General features: G+C 72.3%; 20 protein-coding genes and 1 pseudogene. 7 read left to right on the forward strand and 14 right to left on the reverse strand.

Going from position 1 to position 17,983, the window contains the following annotated elements:
- Position 1 precedes the first annotated feature (1 nt).
- The 8 genes from ACWDVB_RS31375 to ACWDVB_RS31410 form a co-directional block, all read right to left on the reverse strand.
- Positions 2-1,519, reverse strand: coding sequence for an FAD-dependent monooxygenase (locus ACWDVB_RS31375; protein ID WP_451519735.1), 1,518 nt, complete (start codon positions 1,517-1,519; stop codon positions 2-4).
- Positions 1,512-2,576, reverse strand: coding sequence for an LLM class flavin-dependent oxidoreductase (locus tag ACWDVB_RS31380; protein ID WP_451519734.1), 1,065 nt, complete (start codon positions 2,574-2,576; stop codon positions 1,512-1,514). The genes ACWDVB_RS31375 and ACWDVB_RS31380 overlap by 8 nt, the downstream gene beginning before the upstream one ends.
- Positions 2,577-2,581: 5 nt before the next feature.
- A complete protein-coding gene (locus tag ACWDVB_RS31385) occupies positions 2,582-3,562 on the reverse strand; it encodes a hypothetical protein (protein WP_451519733.1) in 981 nt (326 codons plus the stop codon).
- A gap of 113 nt (positions 3,563-3,675) precedes the next feature.
- Positions 3,676-3,855: an LxmA leader domain family RiPP gene (locus tag ACWDVB_RS31390; protein WP_451519732.1), complete on the reverse strand. Its 180-nt coding sequence runs from the start codon at positions 3,853-3,855 to the stop codon at positions 3,676-3,678.
- A gap of 52 nt (positions 3,856-3,907) precedes the next feature.
- Positions 3,908-4,933, reverse strand: coding sequence for a T3SS effector HopA1 family protein (locus ACWDVB_RS31395; RefSeq protein ID WP_451519731.1), 1,026 nt, complete (start codon positions 4,931-4,933; stop codon positions 3,908-3,910).
- Positions 4,930-5,973, reverse strand: a complete 1,044-nt coding sequence (gene lxmK / locus ACWDVB_RS31400; protein WP_451519730.1) for a class V lanthionine synthetase subunit LxmK — start codon at positions 5,971-5,973, stop codon at positions 4,930-4,932. Before lxmK ends, ACWDVB_RS31395 begins: the two co-directional genes overlap by 4 nt.
- A gap of 190 nt (positions 5,974-6,163) precedes the next feature.
- Positions 6,164-7,177 (reverse strand): ArsR/SmtB family transcription factor, encoded by a 1,014-nt coding sequence (locus ACWDVB_RS31405; RefSeq protein ID WP_451519729.1) that lies wholly within the window; start codon positions 7,175-7,177, stop codon positions 6,164-6,166.
- A gap of 99 nt (positions 7,178-7,276) precedes the next feature.
- The gene (locus tag ACWDVB_RS31410) at positions 7,277-8,632 is read right to left on the reverse strand and encodes a DEAD/DEAH box helicase (RefSeq protein ID WP_451519737.1); all 1,356 of its coding nucleotides are present in this window, start codon (positions 8,630-8,632) and stop codon (positions 7,277-7,279) included.
- Positions 8,633-8,868: 236 nt separating this feature from the next.
- Here ACWDVB_RS31410 and ACWDVB_RS31415 point away from each other — a divergent pair, with 236 nt between their 5' ends.
- On the forward strand, positions 8,869-9,441 hold the full coding sequence (locus ACWDVB_RS31415) for a GNAT family N-acetyltransferase (RefSeq protein WP_451519728.1): 573 nt from the start codon (positions 8,869-8,871) through the stop codon (positions 9,439-9,441).
- Between the two features lie 341 nt (positions 9,442-9,782).
- Complete coding sequence (locus ACWDVB_RS31420; protein ID WP_451519727.1) at positions 9,783-10,283, forward strand: metallophosphoesterase family protein; 501 nt, start codon at positions 9,783-9,785, stop codon at positions 10,281-10,283.
- An 86-nt stretch (positions 10,284-10,369) separates the two neighbouring features.
- On the opposite strand, the gene ACWDVB_RS31425 is transcribed toward ACWDVB_RS31420, so the two are convergent.
- From ACWDVB_RS31425 to ACWDVB_RS31435, 3 genes are read right to left on the reverse strand one after another with little or no spacing between them, the layout of a single operon-like run.
- Entirely contained in the window at positions 10,370-10,795 is a 426-nt protein-coding gene (locus ACWDVB_RS31425; RefSeq protein ID WP_451519726.1) for a peptidoglycan-binding domain-containing protein, read from the reverse strand.
- 52 nt (positions 10,796-10,847) lie between these two features.
- Positions 10,848-11,312, reverse strand: a complete 465-nt coding sequence (locus tag ACWDVB_RS31430; protein ID WP_451519725.1) for a hypothetical protein — start codon at positions 11,310-11,312, stop codon at positions 10,848-10,850.
- A gap of 50 nt (positions 11,313-11,362) precedes the next feature.
- On the reverse strand, positions 11,363-11,821 hold the full coding sequence (locus tag ACWDVB_RS31435) for a hypothetical protein (protein ID WP_451519724.1): 459 nt from the start codon (positions 11,819-11,821) through the stop codon (positions 11,363-11,365).
- A gap of 229 nt (positions 11,822-12,050) precedes the next feature.
- On the opposite strand from ACWDVB_RS31435, the gene ACWDVB_RS31440 reads away from it, so the two are divergent.
- Positions 12,051-13,040 (forward strand): RICIN domain-containing protein, encoded by a 990-nt coding sequence (locus tag ACWDVB_RS31440; RefSeq protein ID WP_451519723.1) that lies wholly within the window; start codon positions 12,051-12,053, stop codon positions 13,038-13,040.
- A 618-nt stretch (positions 13,041-13,658) separates the two neighbouring features.
- On the opposite strand, the gene ACWDVB_RS31445 is transcribed toward ACWDVB_RS31440, so the two are convergent.
- Positions 13,659-14,072 (reverse strand): arsenate reductase ArsC, encoded by a 414-nt coding sequence (locus tag ACWDVB_RS31445; protein WP_451519722.1) that lies wholly within the window; start codon positions 14,070-14,072, stop codon positions 13,659-13,661.
- A gap of 66 nt (positions 14,073-14,138) precedes the next feature.
- On the opposite strand from ACWDVB_RS31445, the gene ACWDVB_RS31450 reads away from it, so the two are divergent.
- Both ACWDVB_RS31450 and arsB read left to right on the forward strand, forming a co-directional pair.
- Positions 14,139-14,450 (forward strand): ArsR/SmtB family transcription factor, encoded by a 312-nt coding sequence (locus tag ACWDVB_RS31450; RefSeq protein WP_451519721.1) that lies wholly within the window; start codon positions 14,139-14,141, stop codon positions 14,448-14,450.
- Positions 14,450-15,607, forward strand: a complete 1,158-nt coding sequence (arsB, locus tag ACWDVB_RS31455; protein WP_451519720.1) for an ACR3 family arsenite efflux transporter — start codon at positions 14,450-14,452, stop codon at positions 15,605-15,607. Before ACWDVB_RS31450 ends, arsB begins: the two co-directional genes overlap by 1 nt.
- Here arsB and ACWDVB_RS31460 read toward each other — a convergent pair.
- Positions 15,597-15,956 (reverse strand): ArsR/SmtB family transcription factor, encoded by a 360-nt coding sequence (locus ACWDVB_RS31460; RefSeq protein ID WP_451519719.1) that lies wholly within the window; start codon positions 15,954-15,956, stop codon positions 15,597-15,599. The genes arsB and ACWDVB_RS31460 overlap by 11 nt on opposite strands.
- Positions 15,957-16,135: 179 nt before the next feature.
- On the opposite strand from ACWDVB_RS31460, the gene ACWDVB_RS31465 reads away from it, so the two are divergent.
- Both ACWDVB_RS31465 and ACWDVB_RS31470 read left to right on the forward strand, forming a co-directional pair.
- On the forward strand, positions 16,136-17,488 hold the full coding sequence (locus tag ACWDVB_RS31465; RefSeq protein WP_451519736.1) for an NAD(P)-binding domain-containing protein: 1,353 nt from the start codon (positions 16,136-16,138) through the stop codon (positions 17,486-17,488).
- A gap of 175 nt (positions 17,489-17,663) precedes the next feature.
- The gene (locus ACWDVB_RS31470; RefSeq protein WP_451519718.1) at positions 17,664-17,882 is read left to right on the forward strand and encodes a chaplin family protein; all 219 of its coding nucleotides are present in this window, start codon (positions 17,664-17,666) and stop codon (positions 17,880-17,882) included.
- Between the two features lie 56 nt (positions 17,883-17,938).
- Here the strand turns inward: ACWDVB_RS31470 and ACWDVB_RS31475 are convergent.
- Positions 17,939-17,983: pseudogene (locus ACWDVB_RS31475) on the reverse strand (hypothetical protein); the annotation flags it as partial.

Consider the following 17,983-nt stretch of genomic DNA (forward strand, 5'->3'; position numbering starts at 1 on the left):
CTCAGCCCAGCGCCCTGAGGTGCCGGTGCGCTTCGGCGAGTGCGTCGGCGCCCTCGCAGACCATGCCGATGTGGCCGTCCGGCCGTACGACGACGACCGTGTCCGACGTGACGTCGTAGGCCCGGTGGGCGTGTCCGTGGGTGTCCACGATCGCGGTGGGCGGCGCCTGTTCCCCCGGCCGGACGACCACCCGGGTGACCGTCGAGCCCGCGTTCCGGGAGCCCTCGTCCCAGGTCTCCGCGTACCGGGAGCCGAACGCAAGCACCGTCGCCCGCGGCCCGCGGAACGCGTCGAACAGCCGGATCTCCGCCCCGGATCCGTCATGGCAGCGCGCGTCCGGCGCCCGGTCGCCCGCCCGGACGCGGCTCGCCCGGCCGCGACGGTCGAGCGCCAGCGGACCGTTGCGGTAACTCACGGCCAGCTGACCGCTGTCCGGCGCACCCGTCCGGTCGCCCGTGCCCCCGAGCAGCGAACGGTGGTACAGCTCCGAGACGGCCTCGCGCGTCCGGGAGGCGATCGGCACGCGCTCGGCCTCGTAGGTGTCCAGCAGGGAAGCGGGGCCGCCCGCGAGGACGGCGGCGATCTTCCAGCCGAGGTTGTAGGCGTCCTGGATGCCCGCGTTCATGCCCTGCCCGCCCGCGGGCGGATACACGTGCGCGGCGTCACCGGCGAGGAACACGCGACCGGCCCGGAACCGCTGGGCGGTACGGATCACGACCCGGTACCGCGACATCCAGCTCACGTCGCGGACCCTCACGCCCATGCTGTCGGTCCGCTGCGCGAACGCCTCGCGCAGCGCGTCCCCGGAGTCGCCGAGGTCACCGGTCGCCGTCAGCTGGAACGACCGCGTCGCGGGGAGGGGATAGAGGGCGATCGTCCCGCCGGTGGCCCGCGGCCACACATGGCAGTGCGCGCGGTCGAGGCCGTCCGCCTCCACGTCGGCGACGGCGATGCGCTGGGAGTCGTACGTCACGCCCTCGAAGGGGATCGCCAGCTGCTTGCGCACGGTGCTGCGACCGCCGTCGGCGGCCACCAGATACCGCGCCCGCACCCGCTCGACGGTGCTCCGGTCGGCGAGGGTCGCGGTGACGCCCTCGTCGTCGGCGTGACAGGTGAGCAGTTCGGTGCCGAGCTGTACGTCGATCGCGTGCCGGGCGAGACGTTCGCGCAGCGCCGCCTCGACCCGCTCCTGGGCGACCATCAGGACGTTCGGGTACGGAACCTGAGCGGTGGCCTCCATCTGCTCGGCGCTCGACCAGACGCCGAGCACCCGGTCACGGTCGTAGGCGCGGTACGGCAGGACGGACGCCCCGAACGCCCTCACCTCGTCCAGCACGCCGAGGTCCTCGAAGACCTCCAGCGTCCGCGGCTGGACGCTCTTGCCCCGTGATCCGGACGGGAACGCCGGGGACCGGTCCACGATCCGGCACGCGATGCCACGCCGGGCCAGGTCGGCGGCGAGCGCGAGCCCGGTCGGTCCCGCGCCGACGACGAGGACGGGCACTTCGCTCTCACCCACGGGCCTTCGCCTCCTCAGCGGGACGCCGCGCGGCCCGGTTGTGCGCGGCCACGGCCGCGAAGATCTCCTCGACGTCCCGCACGGCCGCGGGAAGTCCTTCCGTCGCCAGGACGCCCGCCGGGTTGAGGACCACCTCGTCCACCCCGGCGTCCCGGTAGCGCTCCAGCGCACGCACGATCTCGTCGGCGTCACCGGTGACGAACGCGTCGGCCCCGATGAGCGCCCGCGACGAGGCCCGCGGGTCGGCCGGGTCGACGGCGACCCCGGCCCGGCGCAGCATGTCCGCGTAGTGCGGCACGCCCACGTGGTGGCGGGTGGCGTGGAACGCGAGCGCCTCCGGGTCACGGCCCTTGCCGGTGAGCGCCACGGGCACCACCGTCACGACGCGGGGAACCGCTCGCCGTCCGTCGGCACCGGCTTCCAGGGCGGGCACGATCACGCGGGCCACGTAGCGGGGCGGCGTCATCCACGTGATGGCGACGTCCGCGACCGCTCCGGCGGCGCGGGCCATGGCGGGCCGCAGCACGCCGAGACCGACCTCGGGCATCGGGTGGTCGAAGGCGGGCAGCCGGGCGCGCCCGACGGGGCGCCGACCGTCGCCGGGCATCGGTTCGCCGTCGCCCGGCACCGGTCCGTCGTCGTCCGGCATCGATTCGCCGTGCAGCAGGGAGCGCACCGTATGCGCGTACCGCCGGGAGAACGCCACGGGCGCCGCATAGCGGCCGCCGTCCAGCGCCTCGACGAACTCCGGCTCGCCCGGACCGTATCCGGCGACCGCGGGGAACCCGGTGACCACGGAGAGGGTCCGCGCCTGAAGCGCCGCCTCGAACGGATGGCGCAGCGCCATCAGGCCCACCGAGACGCCCACCGGCACGGCCAGGCCGCGGCCCGCCAGATGGGCGAAGATCTGATACGCGTCGGTGTAGAAGCCCTGCCCGGTCCACAGCCTCCGGCCCGCGGCGTCCCGTACCGACTCTGCGAACGGCGCCACCGTGTCAGGGCTCGTGGTCTGCACCGGGACGATCACCGAGGGCGCGGGAAGCGGCGCGGTCGTCATCGCCCTCACCTCCCCGGGCCCGGTCGGTGACCGGCCGCCGCCGGGGTGGCCGCCCACGCCTCGCCCCGCAGCGCGCTGCCGCCCTCCTCGTCGACGAGGTCGCGCACCAGGTCGACGTGGAGCGCGACGTCGTCGTGCCAGGCGCCGTACGTGACGAACGTACGGACGTGGTTGAGGCAGGTCAGCGCGGCGGCCCGACCGACCGCGACCGGGTCCGCCCCGTCGCCGTAGCCGTCCAGGAACGCCGCGGCCAAGGCGCCGTAGTCACCCTCGGGCGGCCGCCCGGCGAATCCGCGGCGCCCGGTCTCATGCAGTTCGAGCAGCTGCCCCAGGCACGAGCCGAGGTCCCAGGCAGGTGCGCCCACGCCGGTGTGCGTCCCGGCCAGCAGGGCGGCACGGTCGCGTCCGGGGAACGGAACGATCTGGCCGATTCCGGCGGCGCCGTGCAGGAGACGCCGGGTCCCGGCGTCCCCGAGGAGGTCGTCGCACCACTGCCGCAGCCGCTCCCGGCGCCGGCGGCCGAGCCGGTCGGACACCAGCGCGTGCAGGGCGGGGGCGTCTCGCGGACCCCGGCCGGTGTCGAGCCACGCCGCGAGACCGGTGAGGAGCGCGGGCGGCTCGTCGAACCCGAGGACCGGAGGAAGTTCGTGGACGCGCCGTACGATCCGGCCCGTCTCCCGCAGCAGCGCGGTGAATCCCTGGGGGTCGCGCCGCTCGAACAGCACGTTGAACGCCACGCTCGACGGTCCGAGCAGGCGGTGGCGCTGCGTGTCGCCGACCGTCTCGACCACGGCCACCTCGACCCGCTCCGTGCCCGCCGAGGACAGGGCGCCCAGCACCTGGCCGGGCGCGGCCCACAGCGGCGCGGTCCGCAGCCGGCCGGGGGTGCGCACCCAGTGGTACGACGCGCCGTCGCCGACCTCCGTCACGACGGTCCGGACGTTGCCGTTGCCGAACGCCGACACCTGCTTCACCTGGGGTTGCACCGGATTCGCGGTCCTCTCTTCCAGCGGCTGGTCCGGGTGGGGCCGCGGGCCCCCGTGCGGCATGTCTGCCGGACGGGGGCGTCCGCGGTGGTGGGCCTATGCCTCGACGGGCATCAGCACAGGCAGCTCACGAGGATGGTCGCGGTGGAGATGATCGTGGGCGTCACGTTGACGGCCTCTTCCTGGCCGAACGTGGCGTCGATCTCGCTCGCGTCGGTGTAGGTGCTGTATCCCGCGAACAGCTCCCCGCTGTCGGCGGTGTCGGTGACCTGGGTGACTTCGGCGACCTGCATGATGTGTTCTCCCCTGTTCGTGTGTTCTCTGATTCCTCTTCGGGTGACTCATCTAGCTCTCCGGCGCGCCACCATGGCGCTCCGGAAACCCTTGGGCCGGCGCGGTGTTCACGTACGGGCGCGACGGGTCGACGCCCGCGGCACGGAGCGCGGCGGCCACGGCTCGCTCCCGTCGGCGACCGCCACCGCCACCGGTGTGTTGCGCGGCGTCGAGGAGCCCCTCGGCGAGCGCGGCGGCGCGGTGCTCGCCGAAGCTGAGCCCGCCCCGGCCCGGCCTGGCGTCGGCCGGCTCCTCGGCCCGGGAGACCCCCGGCGCCAGCGCCTCGCAGAACGGCGAGACGGACCGGCCCACACCGTCCGATCCGGCGACGACTGAGGCCAGTTCGCCCGCCGCATCCCAGGCGTTCCGGTCCAGGTACACGACGACCGCGTCACGGCGTGGGTACGACGAACGCGCGGAGAGCACCTTGGCCTGGTACCGCAGCTCCGACGCCTCCAGCGTCTCCAGTACGCGGCTCCACACGCGCACGGCGGCGCCCTCGTCGCGCACATGCACGTAGAGACGGAACCGCCGCGCCGACGCCCGGCCCACGCCCCGCGAGCCGTGGGCGAAGAAGAACCCCGGCGACAGGGCGGCGCGGGTCGCCGGGGTCCGGACCAGCGCCGACCGCGGTCCGGGCCCGTCCGTCGTACGCCGGATGTCGCGCGAGGGAACGGCCACGCGCACACCGTGCAGCAGGACGACGGCGGCCCCGCTCCCGTCTTCCTCGCGCTCTTCCCCACCCTCGTCTTCCCCACCCTCGACGAGGCGGGCGGGCAGCTCGGTGTGGCCGTGCGGGGTCGCTGCCAGGAAGGCGCGCTCCAGGTCCGGATCGCGCAGGGTGCGGGGGACCGCCCCGGTGTCGCCGTGCCGCCCCTGGTGGAACTCCTCGTAGACGGCGGTGGCCAGGCGCGAGCGCAGCTCATGGGCGTTGTCCGCGGTCACCTCGCGGTCGGCGACCGTCGCGCGGAGCTCCCGGGGGCGCACGGTGATCGCGGCGAGCAGCTGGGTCAGGGCGGGCGAGAGCGCGTCGTTCATGAGGCGGCGTCCAGACCGAGTACGGCGGCGAAGCGCTGGGGCGCGAGGACCGCGTTCCGGCCGATACCGGCTCCCGCGCGCTGTACGGCGGACAGCCGGGGGCTGCGCTGGGCGGCGGCCAGCAGCCGGTCGAACATGTGCCATCCGGCGAACGCCGTGGCGCGCACGGCCAGTTCGGGATCGCGGACCGGGCGGGCCTCCCGGTACCCGGCCCAGAAGGACCGCAGCAGCGGACGCACCCGGGTCAGCTCCGCGGTGCCGCGGGCGATGATGTCGTCGTGCGAGAGCCCCCCGGTGTCGGTGTCGTCGTCGGCGGCGGTGATGCCCCGCACCGCGCCGGACAGCCAGTCACCGACGAAGCCGCCCACGTCCCGGGCCGGATCACCGAGGCGGAACTCCTCCCAGTCGGTGACGAACACCGTCTCCCCGGCGACGAGCAGCTGGTCGAGCCTGAGGTCGGCGTGCACGGGCCGGGCCTCGGCCGCCGCCTCCGCCTCGCGCAGCGCGACCAGGCCGTCCACGAGCCGCCGGTCGTGCTGGACCAGCTGCCAGAACGCCAGCTCGCCCGCTGTCGCGTCGAGGTACTGCCGCAGCGGCAGGACGCGGAGAAGCTCGACGGACGGCATGGGAGGGGGAGTTCGGTCGATACCGTCCCGTTCACCGAACTCCGCACCGTGCAGGGCGCCGATCGCGCGGCCCACCCGATGCGCGTGCGTTTCCTCGAAGGCACGGTCGGCGGCCAATTCGGTCCCCGACCGCGTATCCCTCAGCCATGCGAAGACCTGTAAGCCGGATTGCTCGTCCCAACCCAGACAGGGCGGGGAACGCAGTCCGGGTACGGGCGTACGGGCGACCCATTCTTCGAACGTCACGGCACGGCGAAATCCCTCGCGCGCGGGGCCCGTTGGGGCCACCTGCTTCACGAAGACGTCCGCGCCGGTCGACGTCGTGCCCGCCCAGTTGTCGTTGCGCCCGGCAAAGGACTCCACGGCATCGGCCGGCCACTGCCCCAGGCCGAGCCCGTGCAGCGCCGCGGCCACTTCGGGAACAGTGGAAAGGTCTCGGGAGACCACGTGTCGCCGCGGTCTCGAACGGATGTCGACAGCATCGTCTGACAGCACCGCATCCCCCGTACGTACGCTCTGGATCTGCCTCTACGTTTCTCGATTTCTTGTCAACCGGCAAGCCTTTTGACGGTGCTCGAAAGGCATCGGTGAAAGGCGGAAGGAATCAGCCATCCCGCTGCTCGCCGTGGAGCAACTGGCTGCCGATCGCGGTGATTTCGTGGCGGACGCTGGTCCCCGTACGGGAGGTGGTGATGAGCCCGGCCTCGCGCAGCACCGTGGTGTGGTGCGAGACGGTGGCGGGGGACAGCCGGGTGCGGCCGGCGACATCGGTGGTGGTGCCGTGCCCGGCCGAGATCGCCGCGAGCACCGCGGCACGGCCCTGGCCCAGGAGCGCGGCAAGCCGGGGGCTGCGGGCGACGGAGCCCTTCGCGGCGGGAGCGGCGGACGGGGGTGTCCAGATGACGTCGTGCGGCACTGGATAGATCACCACGGGAGGCAGCTCGGGATCGAGGTTGATCGCGGGCTCGTGGCCGATGAAGAAGGAAGGGCTCAGGAAAAGCCCCCGGCCGTCGAGGTGGATGTCCCATTCGTGTTCCGGGCAGGCCAGTTCGAGGACGGGAGGCGTCCAGCGGATCGTGGGGTGCAGGCCGGACAGCATGGTGTCAAGGCCTCCCCTCACCAGGGAGCGCACCGCCGAGAGCCGGGCCGCCTCGAACTGGGCGTGCAGGTGGTGCAGCATGGGGGTGATCGCCGCCCGGTACCAGTCGCGTACGGCCCGGCTCACGGCTTCCAGGGCCGGCGGCGCGCCCTCGGCGAGAGAGGCGGCCCAGGCCGTCAGAGGGGTACCGGCGGCGTGGGCGAACCTTTCGAGATCCTTCTGCAGGTACGACTTCGGCGTGCGCAGTAACTCGTCGAGGCCCGCCTCGAGGTCGGTGGCGCCGGTCGGGGTGAGGAAGTCCGGACAGAAGCCGTGGGGCGACGGCACGAGCGTGCGCAGAACCTGTACGGAGTGCGGAATGCGGGCGTGCGACCAGCGCCGCCAGGGTCCGAAGACGGCGTCCGGATGACGTGGGTGCAGAAGCCGCAGGCTGAAGATCGTCTCGCTCAGCGGATTGGGCTGCTGTGCCAGAGATACACGAAGGAGATCGTCACGGGTGAAATGAATCCGAAAGGACATTCTTTCCCTCTCCGAGTCCGGACCCATATTCCAGGCGACGGCCGACCCTCTGGCAAGACCATGATCGGTCGGCCGGAACGTCCGTACGCGCGCCTCCCCTCAGCGGCCCCGGCGCACCTGTGCCGCCTTGCGGGCCTCCGCGAGCTTGCGGGCCTCGCCGCTCTTGCGGGACTTGCCGCCGGTGGTGCGGGAGGCGTCCTTGCTGGTGCCGAGGCCACGGAAGGGAGTGTTGGTGTTCTTGGGGCGGGGTGTGGCGGGAGCGTCGAGGGGGGTACCGGAGGGGGCCTTGGCGCCGGTGATCCGGCTCAGCTCCGCCTCGCCCGAGCGGACCTTGGTGACGGTCGGCTCGATGCCGGCCTCGGCCATCACCCGGGTCACCTCGCGGCGCTGGCCCGACAGTGCCAGCGTGACGACGCTGCCGGACTCACCGGCCCGGGCGGTGCGGCCAGCGCGGTGCAGATAGTCCTTGGGGTCGGTCGGCGGGTCGACGTTGACGACGAGGTCGAGGTCGTCGACGTGCAGGCCACGGGCCGCGACGTTCGTCGCCACCAGGACGGTGACCTGGCCGCTCTTGAACTGGGCGAGGGTCCGCGTGCGCTGCGGCTGGGACTTGCCGCTGTGCAGGGCCGCCGCGTGCACCCCGCCGGCCCGCAGATGCCGGGTGAGCAGGTCGACGGCGTGCTTGGTGTCCAGAAACAGCAGTACGCGGCCGTCGCGGGCGGCGATCTCCGTGGTGACGGCGTACCGGTCGGGGCCGTGGACGATCAGCAGATGGTGGTCCATCGTCGTGACCGCGCCCGCGGACGGGTCGACGGAGTGCACGACGGGGTCGTGGAGGTAGCGCCGGACCAGGTCGTCGACGTCGCGGTCCAGGGTGGCCGAGAACAGCATCCGCTGCCCGTCGGGGTGCACCTGGTCGAGCACCTCGGTGACCTGCGGCAGGAAGCCCAGGTCACACATCTGGTCGGCCTCGTCGAGAACGGTGATCCGTACCCGCCCGAGGCGGCAGGCCTTGCGCTCGATGAGGTCGTGCAGACGGCCGGGCGTGGCGACGACGACCTCCGCCCCGTCCCGCAGCTCGGCGATCTGCCGGCCGATCGACATGCCGCCGACGACCGCGGCCATCCGCAGCCGCAGCGCGTCGGCGTACGGCGTGAGCGCCTCGGTGACCTGCTGGGCCAGCTCACGGGTGGGCACCAGGACCAGGGCGAGCGGCTGCTTCGGCTCCGCGCGCCGCCCCGCCGTCCGCGCGAGCAGCGGCAGACCGAAGGCGAGCGTCTTGCCCGAACCGGTGCGCCCGCGCCCCAGGACGTCGCGCCCCGCGAGGGCGCTGGGCAGCGTGGCGGCCTGGATCGGGAAGGGCTCGCGCACATCGAGCCGGGTGAGCGTGCGCAGGATCGCGGCCGGCAGTTCCAGCTCGGCGAAGGAGGCGATCGGCGGCACGGTCGGCGACATGGCCGGGGTGAGGTCGCCGTCCGAGGTGTCGGGGCGGTCCGAGTGGTGGTCCATGAGAAGCCTTCCGCAGAGGAACGTACCGAGGAAGGCCCGGCCGGCGCGTGCGCGCAAACGGTTGAGAATAACACAGAGTGACGGTCCGGTGGGCGGCGCCGTTGCCGTGAGGGCGCTGCCCCCGCTGCCCGCCTCGGTGAACGCGACCGCCGGGACCCCTTCCGACGTGCCATCGTGGGGCCATGACCATCGAAGTCCGTCCGGCTTCGCGCTTCGAGGACGTCCGCGCACTGCTCGGCCCGAAGTCACCCGGGGCCAACGTCTGCTGGTGCCTGAGCTACCGCATCCCGTCCCGGCTCAACAACGGGCTCCGCGGGCCGGCCCGCGCCGAGTACGTCGCCGAACTGTGCCGTACGGGGCCGCCTCCGGGAGTACTCGCCTACGACGGTGACGAGCCGGTGGGCTGGGCCGCCGTGGCACCGAGGTCGGCCACCTCCTTCGCCCGCAGTAGCACCATCCCGCACGTCGACGAGCTGCCGGTCTGGTCGCTGTGGTGCGTCCGCGTACGACCTGGCCACCGGAGGAAGGGCATCTCGCACGCCCTCATCGCCGGGGCGGTCGACTTCGCCCGCGCCCATGACGCGCCGGCCGTCGAGGCGTACCCCCTCGACAACGGCGACGCCGAGGTCGATCCGACGATGGCGTACGCCGGCATCCGGAAGAACTTCGAGCGCGCGGGGTTCGTCCACGCCGCCGACACCACCTCGGTCCTGGCGGGCCACCCTCGCATCCTGATGCGACTCGACCTGCGCTGAGGCCGCGCACTGCGCGGGCATGTGACCCCTGACCATCCGCTCGGCAAGCCGACCGCCAGGTTCGCGTCGATCACGCGTCCGAGCAGGTGCAGCGGCGCCGCCGTCACCCCGGCGGGCAGTCCGCCGACGCCGGTCGGCCAGGGGACGGTCGGCGTCATCGGTGATCCGCACCGCCCGGCCGCGGCTGAGGGGGTCGCGTTCCAGCGCCACGGGTACGGCGACTTCGCCGAGCGTCCCCCCAGACGTGGACGACGACCTCCTCGGGAGTTTCGCCCGGCCCATGACGGCCCTTCGGCGCGGTCAGGGACGTGGTCGGCCGGGAGTCGGCCTACGCTGATCCCATGCGGCTGCTGCTGACCTCCGACACGCATGTGCCCGCCCGGGCGAAGAGGCTGCCGGACGCCCTGCTGGCAGGCATCGACGAGGCGGACGTGGTGATCCACGCAGGGGACTGGATCGACGAAGCCACGCTCGACCTGTTCGAGTCCAGGTCGCGTCGGCTGATCGGCGTGTTCGGCAACAACGACGGCCCGCCGCTGCGCCGACGGCTCCCCGAGGTCGCACGGGCGGAGCTGGCCGGGCTGCGGTTCGGCGTCGTGCACGAGACCGGAGCGGCCACCGGTCGCGAGCGCCGGTGCGCTCAACGCTTCCCCGACCTGGACGTGCTCGTGTTCGGCCACAGCCACATCCCCTGGGACACCCGCGCCCCCGGCGGCCTGAGACTGCTCAACCCCGGCTCTCCCACCGACCGCAGACGCCAGCCCTTCTGTACGTTCCTCACCCTGACCGTCTCGGACGGCGCCGTGCACGACGTGACGCCGCACCGGCTGCCGCCGCGGTGAATGCGGTTCAGCAGCGGTGGCCGGGCCGGCCGGTCAGGGTGACTCCGGGTCCGCTTCCGTCGACCGGAGATCACGACGGTGCCGCCTCAAGGATGCAGCGCGCCCCACGTGGCGGAGTCCACGACGCCCGTGACGGGCAGGGAGAACTGGCGCTGCAGGTGTTCGACCGACGCCCTGGTGACCTCTTCGAAGACGCCGGTCTTGGGAACGTTCACGTAGCGGTAGACGTCGTTGAGGATGCACTGGAGGTGCCGCACGGTCTCTCCCGTGCTGCCCATCTGGAGGGTCGTGTGCCCGCCCAGGTACATGCACAGGCGCCATTCGGTGCCCGTCGCGCTTTCGGCGGCCTCGGGGTGGGCCCCTCCGTGGGGGTCCGTGAAACCGAGGGTGGCGGCCGACGGCGGCGCGCTCTGGGGGGCGCGGGCGGCGACGGGGCCCGCGGCGGACATCGCCAGCGCGGTGGCGGCCACGGCCACCCCGGCGGCCGTTCGGATCGTACGTCTGGTCTTCATCGGGGACTCCTCACAGCTCGGTGCATGACAGTTAGGGATGAGGCGGGAGCGCTCAGTACCAGGGGCAGCGCGGCAGCCCGGCGACGGGGTGCGACATGGTGGAGGGGATCTGGACGACCTCCGCGGGGACGTTGCCCCAGCCCTTGATGGTGGGCAGCTCGCCCACCTGGTCGCCCTGCGTGTAGTACCAGACGTTGTTGCCCTGGGTGTCCTTGGGACCGATGGTGTAGCAGGTGAACCAGGACGGCGAGAGGCGCAGCCATCCGGTGATCGGCGCATCGAACGTGGGCCTGCCGTACACGTCCGAGCCCAGGTTGTCGCAGTACAGCGCCTTGGTGAACGTGTTGCCGATGGTGTCGCGCATGACGAGGCCGTCCTGAAGGGAACAGGTGGCCCGCTCGCCGGCGCTCGCGGGGGTGGCCGCCAACGGCAGACACAGGAGGGCGCCGACGGTGGCGGCGACGGCGACGGCGGTCGTACGGGGCGGGGTGCGGGGGAGGAACGATCTCCTTTTCACGGCGTACTCCTGATCGGTCGTCACGGGCGGAGAAGGGTGGGAGCGGGCGGTCACGACCAGGAGCACTGGGCCAGGCCGGGGAAGGGATGCTGGGGCGCCTTGACCGCGACCGCCGGCATGTAGCCCCACGCCTTGACCTTCGGGGAGGTCACGATCTGGTCGCCCTGGGTGTAGTACCAGATGTTGTTGCCCATGTAGTCGGAGCCCTCCTTCCAGCACACGAACCAGCGCGGACTGAAGAGCATCTTGCCCACCACCGGGCTGGTCGAGCGGGACTGGATGCGCACCGAGCCGGGGGTGAGGTCGCACCACATGTCCCCGGTGAAGCTCATCCCGGTCCAGTCCACATGCGGCTCACCGGGCCGCAGCCAGCACGCCGGATCGGCTTCGGCCGCCGCGGAGGCGGGCGCGGTGAGCGCCCCGCACAGCAGCGCGGCGGCGGCCAGCGGGCCCACGACATCGCGCAGGCGACGCAGCCGGCGCAGCCGGCTCCTGGGTCTTCCACTCATGGTGCGTACACCCCTCGTCTCGGTCGGCCATCGTCCTGGCCGACCCTCGTCTCGGCCGGCCCGGTCCGTCCCTTACTGGCGGTACGGGGCCGATGGTGGCCGCGCGCCCTGACGCGCTGCTGACGAACCGGCCCTCCCGCAGCCGCCCCGCAGCCGCCCGCGTTGTGTCAGGCTCACGTCAGCCCCTTGTGTAAAGCTCCGCCCCCACCGGCCCATCCAAGGGGAACCCATGCGAAGACCCGGTCACGGACGTACGCACGCCGCGCTGCTCGCCGTCGTCACCCTCCTGCTCGCGCTGACGGGCGTGCAAGGAACGGCAGGTGCGGCCGAGGCCGCGACGGAGGACATCAACATCATCGCCACCCACAGCGGCATGTGCCTCGAAGTCGGCACCGCCACCGAGGGCGAGGTGATCACCCAACGCCGGTGCGCCGGACGCGAGAACGCGCTGTGGACGCTGAAGTCCTCGGCCCTGGGCGGTGGTTCGTACCAGATCGTCAACGTGTACAGCGGCAAGTGCGCCGCGGTCGAGAACTCCAGCACCACGGCCGGCGCCCCGGTCCGGCAGCAGACCTGCGGCAACCAGCCCGGCGCCAGCTTCACCTTCACCGAGGCCGACGGCGGGGTCTGGATCCAGCCCAGGACCGTCTCCGCGTCCCCGCTGTGCCTGGAGGTCAGCGGCTCCTCCACCGCCGACGGCGCGCAGCTGCGCCAGTGGGGCTGCGATCGCCAGCCCGGAGCCGTCTTCACCCAGGAGCGCTACCAGGGCCCCACGCTGGGCTGGGCGAAGATCCGCCCGGCGAGCGCGCCCGCCCTGTGCGTCACCGAAGGCCGCGACCGCAAAGGCCTCTACCACAGCGCCGTCGCCGTCCAGCGTTCGTGCGCCCAGGCCGTCCCGCCCCGCACCTACCTCGAAGAGGTCGGCACGGGCCGCTACCGCATTCAATGGCACCACCCCGAGTTCGGCATCGGCTGTCTGACCGTCATGGACGGGGGCCCGGTCCCCGGCATGCTGGAACCGTGGGACGCCTGCGCCGCCGCCACGGTGTTCCTGGTCGAACCGGTCGAGACCCCGGCGCCGGGCGGGTTCCGCATCCGCGACGCGAACACGGGCCAGTGCCTGGGCATGGTGGGCGGCGGCACCGCGGAGGGCGTCGAGGTCATGCGCCAGACGTGTACGTCGGCTCTCTCCCAGGAGTTCTTCATCGACGCGGAGTGAGCGAGCGGGCCTGCGCCGTACGGCGTCCGACGACCGTGCCCAGGACCGTTTTAGGGGGAAGTAGCCCGCCTGCCGCGAGTCGTAGCCGTTCAGCGGGTTGTCACCGAGGAGTACGAGTCGGCCCGGCGGTACGACAGGGCCCGCCGTACGGTCCAGGCCCGGGACGCGGTCCAGTGGGGCCGGCTCACTCGGGACCGCCGCCACACGTTTGACGATCCACCGCCGGACCGCCACCGCACGGGGAGAGGCCGCGAGGTCGGCCGACGCAGCGGCCAACTCACCTCCCGCGCCGGGCCCTCCAGTACGACCACCCGCCCCGCCCCGCCGCGATCCGTCCGCCGCGGTGTACGCGGACGTGGGCGCCGTCCTCGTACACCGGCGCCATGCTGCTGCCACGCACGGTGAGTCACTGGCCTCCGAAGAGCACGTCGGCGGGCACGGGTGGTCGTGTCGTGCACGCCCCTCCGGGTCGCGTCCCGGAAAGTCTCGCCCGCGATCTGCCACGCTCTGGCCGGAAATGTGCCCCGGCGATGGCTGCGACGGCGGGCCCGACAGCGGCGGCCCGTGGGTCTTGCCACCGCGCCCCGCCGCTGCGTCAGCGACCGTCGTCCGCCCCGTTCACGCCGTCTGCTCGGGGGCGATCTCCGCGATCAGGCCCTCCACCAGGGCCCTGATCTCGTCGCGGATGGGGCGGACGGCCGCGACGCCCTGGCCCGCCGGGTCTTCGAGCCGCCAGTCGAGGTACCGCTTGCCGGGGAAGACCGGACAGGCGTCGCCGCAGCCCATCGTGATGCAGACGTCCGACTCCCTGACCGCGTCGACGGTCAGCATCTTCGGGGTCGCGGCCGAGATGTCGACGCCCACCTCGCGCATGGCCTCGACCGCCGCCGGGTTCACTTCCGCGCCCGGGTCCGACCCCGCCGAGCGGACCTCCACGCGGTCACCGGCCAGGTGGGTGAGCCAGGCGGCGGCCATCTGGGAGCGGCCGGCGTTGTGGACGCAGACGAACAGGACGGAAGGCTTCTCGGGCATCTGAGGTCTCTCTTGTCTTGTCGCGCACAGTCGCATCACTGGACGCTGATGTGAAAGTATCAGTCCATGATGACATCAGCCGGCACTGAACTGATCCGGGTCATCGCCGACCCGCTCAGGCTGCGGATCGTGACCCTGCTCGCCCACGAGACGCTGTGCACCACGCACCTCGTGGCGGAGACCGGCGCCCGGCAGACGAACCTCTCCAACCATCTGCGCGTCCTCCGCGAGGCCGGTGTGGTGGAGACGGAGCCGTGCGGCCGCTTCACCTACTACAAGCTGAGGCCCGAGGTCATCGAGGCACTCGCGGCGACCTTCGGCGAGCTCGCCGAGACCGCGCGCACCACCGTCGAGACGAACCGAAAGCGATCCTGCTGATGACCGCGAACGACCGCAATACCACCGGCACCACCAGTGCCACCGGCAGCACCACCAATAACACTGGCCCTACCGGAACCACCTCACCGCCCCAGGGCGGCGAGGACGCCTCGATCGTCGCCAAACTGTCGACGCTGGACCGCTACCTCGCGGTGTGGATCCTGCTCGCGATGGCCGTCGGGATCGGGCTCGGTCGCCTCGTCCCCGGCCTCGACGGCGCTCTCGCCGAGGTCGAGATCGGCGGCATCTCACTGCCGATCGCCGTCGGCCTGCTGGTCATGATGTATCCGGTCCTCGCCAAGGTCCGCTACGACCGGCTCGACGCCGTCACCGGCGACCGCAGGCTCATGGTGTCGTCGCTGGTCATCAACTGGATCGTCGGCCCGGCCGTGATGTTCGCGCTGGCCTGGATCTTCCTGCCGGACCTGCCCGAGTACCGCACGGGGCTCATCATCGTCGGCCTCGCCCGCTGTATCGCCATGGTCATCATCTGGAACGACCTGGCCTGCGGCGACCGGGAAGCCGCCGCCGTCCTGGTCGCCCTGAACTCCGTCTTCCAGGTGATCGCCTTCGGTCTCCTGGGCTGGCTCTACCTCGACCTCCTGCCGAAGTGGCTCGGCCTCGGCGACGGCGAGCACCTCGACATCTCCATGTGGAAGATCGCCCTGAACGTCGTCATCTTCCTCGGCGTCCCGCTCGTCGCCGGATTCCTCACCCGCCGCGTCGGCGAGAAGAGGCTCGGCCGCGGGAAGTACGAGTCCGACTTCCTGCCCAGGATCGGCCCGTGGGCCCTCTACGGTCTGCTCTTCACGATCGTCGTCCTCTTCGCCCTCCAGGGGAAGACGATCACCTCGCAGCCGCTGGACGTGGCCCGCATCGCGCTGCCGCTCCTGGTCTACTTCGCCGTCATGTTCTTCGGCACCTTCCTGCTCGGCAAGGGCCTCGGCCTCGCCTACGACCGCACCACGACGCTGGCGTTCACCGCGGCGGGCAACAACTTCGAGCTGGCCATCGCCGTCGCCATCGCCACCTTCGGCGTGACGTCCGGCCAGGCCCTGTCCGGCGTCGTCGGGCCGCTCATCGAGGTCCCGGTCCTCATCGGGCTCGTGTACGTGTCGCTGGCCTGGCGCAAGAGGTTCCCGGCCGTCAGGCGGTGACGCGGCCCAGCATGTGCCCCATCGCGGCCAGCACGGACGGCTCGACGCGGTAGTACACCCAGGTCCCGCGCCGCTCGGAGGCGAGCAGACCGGCTTCCCTGAGCTTCTTCAAGTGATGGGACACGGTCGGCTGAGAGACCCCGACATCGGAGATGTCGCACACGCACGCCTCCCCGCCCTCGTGCGAGGCGACCAGCGAGAACAGCCGCAGCCGGACAGGGTCGCCGAGTGCCTTGAACATCCCGGCCGTCCGCACCGCCTCCTCGGCGGTGAGCGGGCGCTCCGTCAGGGGCGGGCAGCAGGGCTCGACGCCCGGTTCCAGCAGCGGCAGTGCCTTGGCATTCGACATGCGTCTATGTTGACACACGTCAAATCAGGAGGGGTCGCCGAGTGCCGACCTGGCCACTGGATAGATGCATGTCTATGTTGACGCATGTCGAAGCAGGCGTCATGCTGGCCGTATGCCAAATGTATCGACAGACGTCGATACAGAAATGGGGAGTCACCGTGACCGCACAGACCGACCACGTGTCCACCGCCGCCCTGCCCACCGTGGTGATCGGAGCGGGCCCCGTCGGCCTCGCCGCGGCCGCCCACCTCGTCGAGCGGGGCATCGAACCCCTGGTATTCGAGGCCGGTGCCACCGCCGGCAGCGCCGTGCGCGAGTGGTCGCACGTACGCCTCTTCTCCACCTGGTCGGAGGTCGTCGACCCCGCCGCCGAGAAGCTCCTGGCCCCCACCGGCTGGGTGAAGCCGGACGGGGCGGCCTGTCCGACCGGCGGTGACTGGGCGGAGAAGTACCTGCGGCCGCTGGCCGACGCCCTGGGTGACAGGATCCGTTTCGGCGCGACGGTGACCGGCGTCTCCCGTCAGGGCCGCGATCGCGTCGTCGACGCCGACCGCGAGCAGCGGCCCTTCACCGTCCACGTCCGGAACGCCGACGGCAGCGAGCGGCGCGTCATCGCCCGCGCGGTCGTCGACGCCTCCGGCACTTGGGCGACCCCGGGCCCGATCGGCGGCGACGGCCTGCCCGCCCTCGGCGAGCGGGCCTCGCAGGAGCGCGTCTCCTACCGTGTGCCCGACCTCAAGGACCCGGCCGTACGGGCCCGTTACGCGGGTAGGCGCACCGCGGTGATCGGCTCCGGAGCCTCCGCGTTCACCGCGCTCGCGTACCTGGCCGACCTCGCCAAGGAGGTGCCCGGCACCCACGCGGTATGGGTGCTGCGGCGCGGCATCAGCGGTGCCACCTTCGGCGGCGGCGAGGCCGATCAGCTCCCGGCCCGCGGTGCCCTGGGCCTCGCGGCGAAGGCCGCCGTGGACGACGGCCACGCCGACGCCGTCACCGGCTTCCGCACCGACGCCGTCGAGAAGAGCGGCGACCGGCTGGTCCTCGTCGCCGAGGACGGCCGTCGCCTCGACCCGGTCGACGAGGTCGTCGTCCTGACCGGCTTCCGCCCCGACCTGTCCTTCCTCGGCGAGCTGCGCCTAGGCCTCGACGAGCGTCTCCAGGCGCCGGTCGAACTGGCCCCCCTGATCGACCCCAACGTCCACTCCTGCGGGACCGTCTACCCGCACGGGGTGGGCGAGCTCTCGCACCCGGAGCGGGACGTCTACCTGGTCGGCATGAAGAGCTACGGACGCGCCCCGACCTTCCTCGCCATGACCGGCTACGAGCAGGTCCGCTCCATCGCGGCCGCCCTCGCCGGCGACCGGGAGGCCGCCGAGCGCGTGGAGCTGACCCTCCCCGAGACGGGAGTCTGCGGTGGTGCCGGGCTCTTCGACGAACCGGCCGACACCGACGAGTCCGGCGGCGGCTGCTGCGGGGCGCCGTCCACCGTCCAGATCGGTACGAGCGCGGCGGCGGTCCCGGGCGGCTGCTGACAACGCGATGCGCACCGCTGTCGTACGGCCGTCGCGGGGCCGTCGCGGGGCTGTCGCGGGGGCTCGTGTCTCCGTAGGGCCCGCGTCGCCCGAACGGCCGCGAGCGTTCGCGCGAACGCGTCGTCGGTTATCTGCTGGAGGCGATCGCAGTTCCTACGACCCAGGAGATCAATCCATGCGTGTCCGCACTCTCAGCGTCGCCGTCCTGCTCGCCGCCAGCACCGTTGTCGGCGGTGCGAGCCAGGCCCTTGCCGACGACGACCCCTCCGGGCCGGGCAAGGTCTACGACAGCCAGGACATCCTGTCCGACAACGACCTCAACGTCTGCGGTAACACCATCGACATCATCGCGCTCCTCAACCCGGCCTCCGGCAACAAGTGCAAGAGCAACTGACGACGGTCCTCGGGCCCACAGGGGTCGTCGATGTTCTCGTCGGCGATCTCGCGGCAGTTGCCGAGCGCGAGGTCGTCGTGGCCGTCGCCGTTGAAGTCGCC

The sequence above is a fragment of the Streptomyces sp. NPDC003379 genome, from assembly GCF_053589195.1.

Bases quoted from the DNA above. Each gene is read 5' to 3' on its own strand.
- ACWDVB_RS31380 (WP_451519734.1), bottom strand. From the start codon at position 2,576: ATGACGACCGCGCCGCTTCCCGCGCCCTCGGTGATCGTCCCGGTGCAG.
- ACWDVB_RS31390 (WP_451519732.1), bottom strand. From the start codon at position 3,855: ATGCAGGTCGCCGAAGTCACCCAGGTCACCGACACCGCCGACAGCGGG.
- ACWDVB_RS31395 (WP_451519731.1), bottom strand. From the start codon at position 4,933: ATGAACGACGCGCTCTCGCCCGCCCTGACCCAGCTGCTCGCCGCGATC.
- ACWDVB_RS31405 (WP_451519729.1), bottom strand. From the start codon at position 7,177: ATGTCCTTTCGGATTCATTTCACCCGTGACGATCTCCTTCGTGTATCT.
- ACWDVB_RS31410 (WP_451519737.1), bottom strand. From the start codon at position 8,632: ATGTCGCCGACCGTGCCGCCGATCGCCTCCTTCGCCGAGCTGGAACTG.
- ACWDVB_RS31415 (WP_451519728.1), top strand. From the start codon at position 8,869: ATGACCATCGAAGTCCGTCCGGCTTCGCGCTTCGAGGACGTCCGCGCA.
- ACWDVB_RS31420 (WP_451519727.1), top strand. From the start codon at position 9,783: ATGCGGCTGCTGCTGACCTCCGACACGCATGTGCCCGCCCGGGCGAAG.
- ACWDVB_RS31425 (WP_451519726.1), bottom strand. From the start codon at position 10,795: ATGAAGACCAGACGTACGATCCGAACGGCCGCCGGGGTGGCCGTGGCC.
- ACWDVB_RS31435 (WP_451519724.1), bottom strand. From the start codon at position 11,821: ATGAGTGGAAGACCCAGGAGCCGGCTGCGCCGGCTGCGTCGCCTGCGC.
- ACWDVB_RS31440 (WP_451519723.1), top strand. From the start codon at position 12,051: ATGCGAAGACCCGGTCACGGACGTACGCACGCCGCGCTGCTCGCCGTC.
- ACWDVB_RS31445 (WP_451519722.1), bottom strand. From the start codon at position 14,072: ATGCCCGAGAAGCCTTCCGTCCTGTTCGTCTGCGTCCACAACGCCGGC.
- ACWDVB_RS31450 (WP_451519721.1), top strand. From the start codon at position 14,139: ATGATGACATCAGCCGGCACTGAACTGATCCGGGTCATCGCCGACCCG.
- arsB (WP_451519720.1), top strand. From the start codon at position 14,450: ATGACCGCGAACGACCGCAATACCACCGGCACCACCAGTGCCACCGGC.
- ACWDVB_RS31460 (WP_451519719.1), bottom strand. From the start codon at position 15,956: ATGTCGAATGCCAAGGCACTGCCGCTGCTGGAACCGGGCGTCGAGCCC.
- ACWDVB_RS31470 (WP_451519718.1), top strand. From the start codon at position 17,664: ATGCGTGTCCGCACTCTCAGCGTCGCCGTCCTGCTCGCCGCCAGCACC.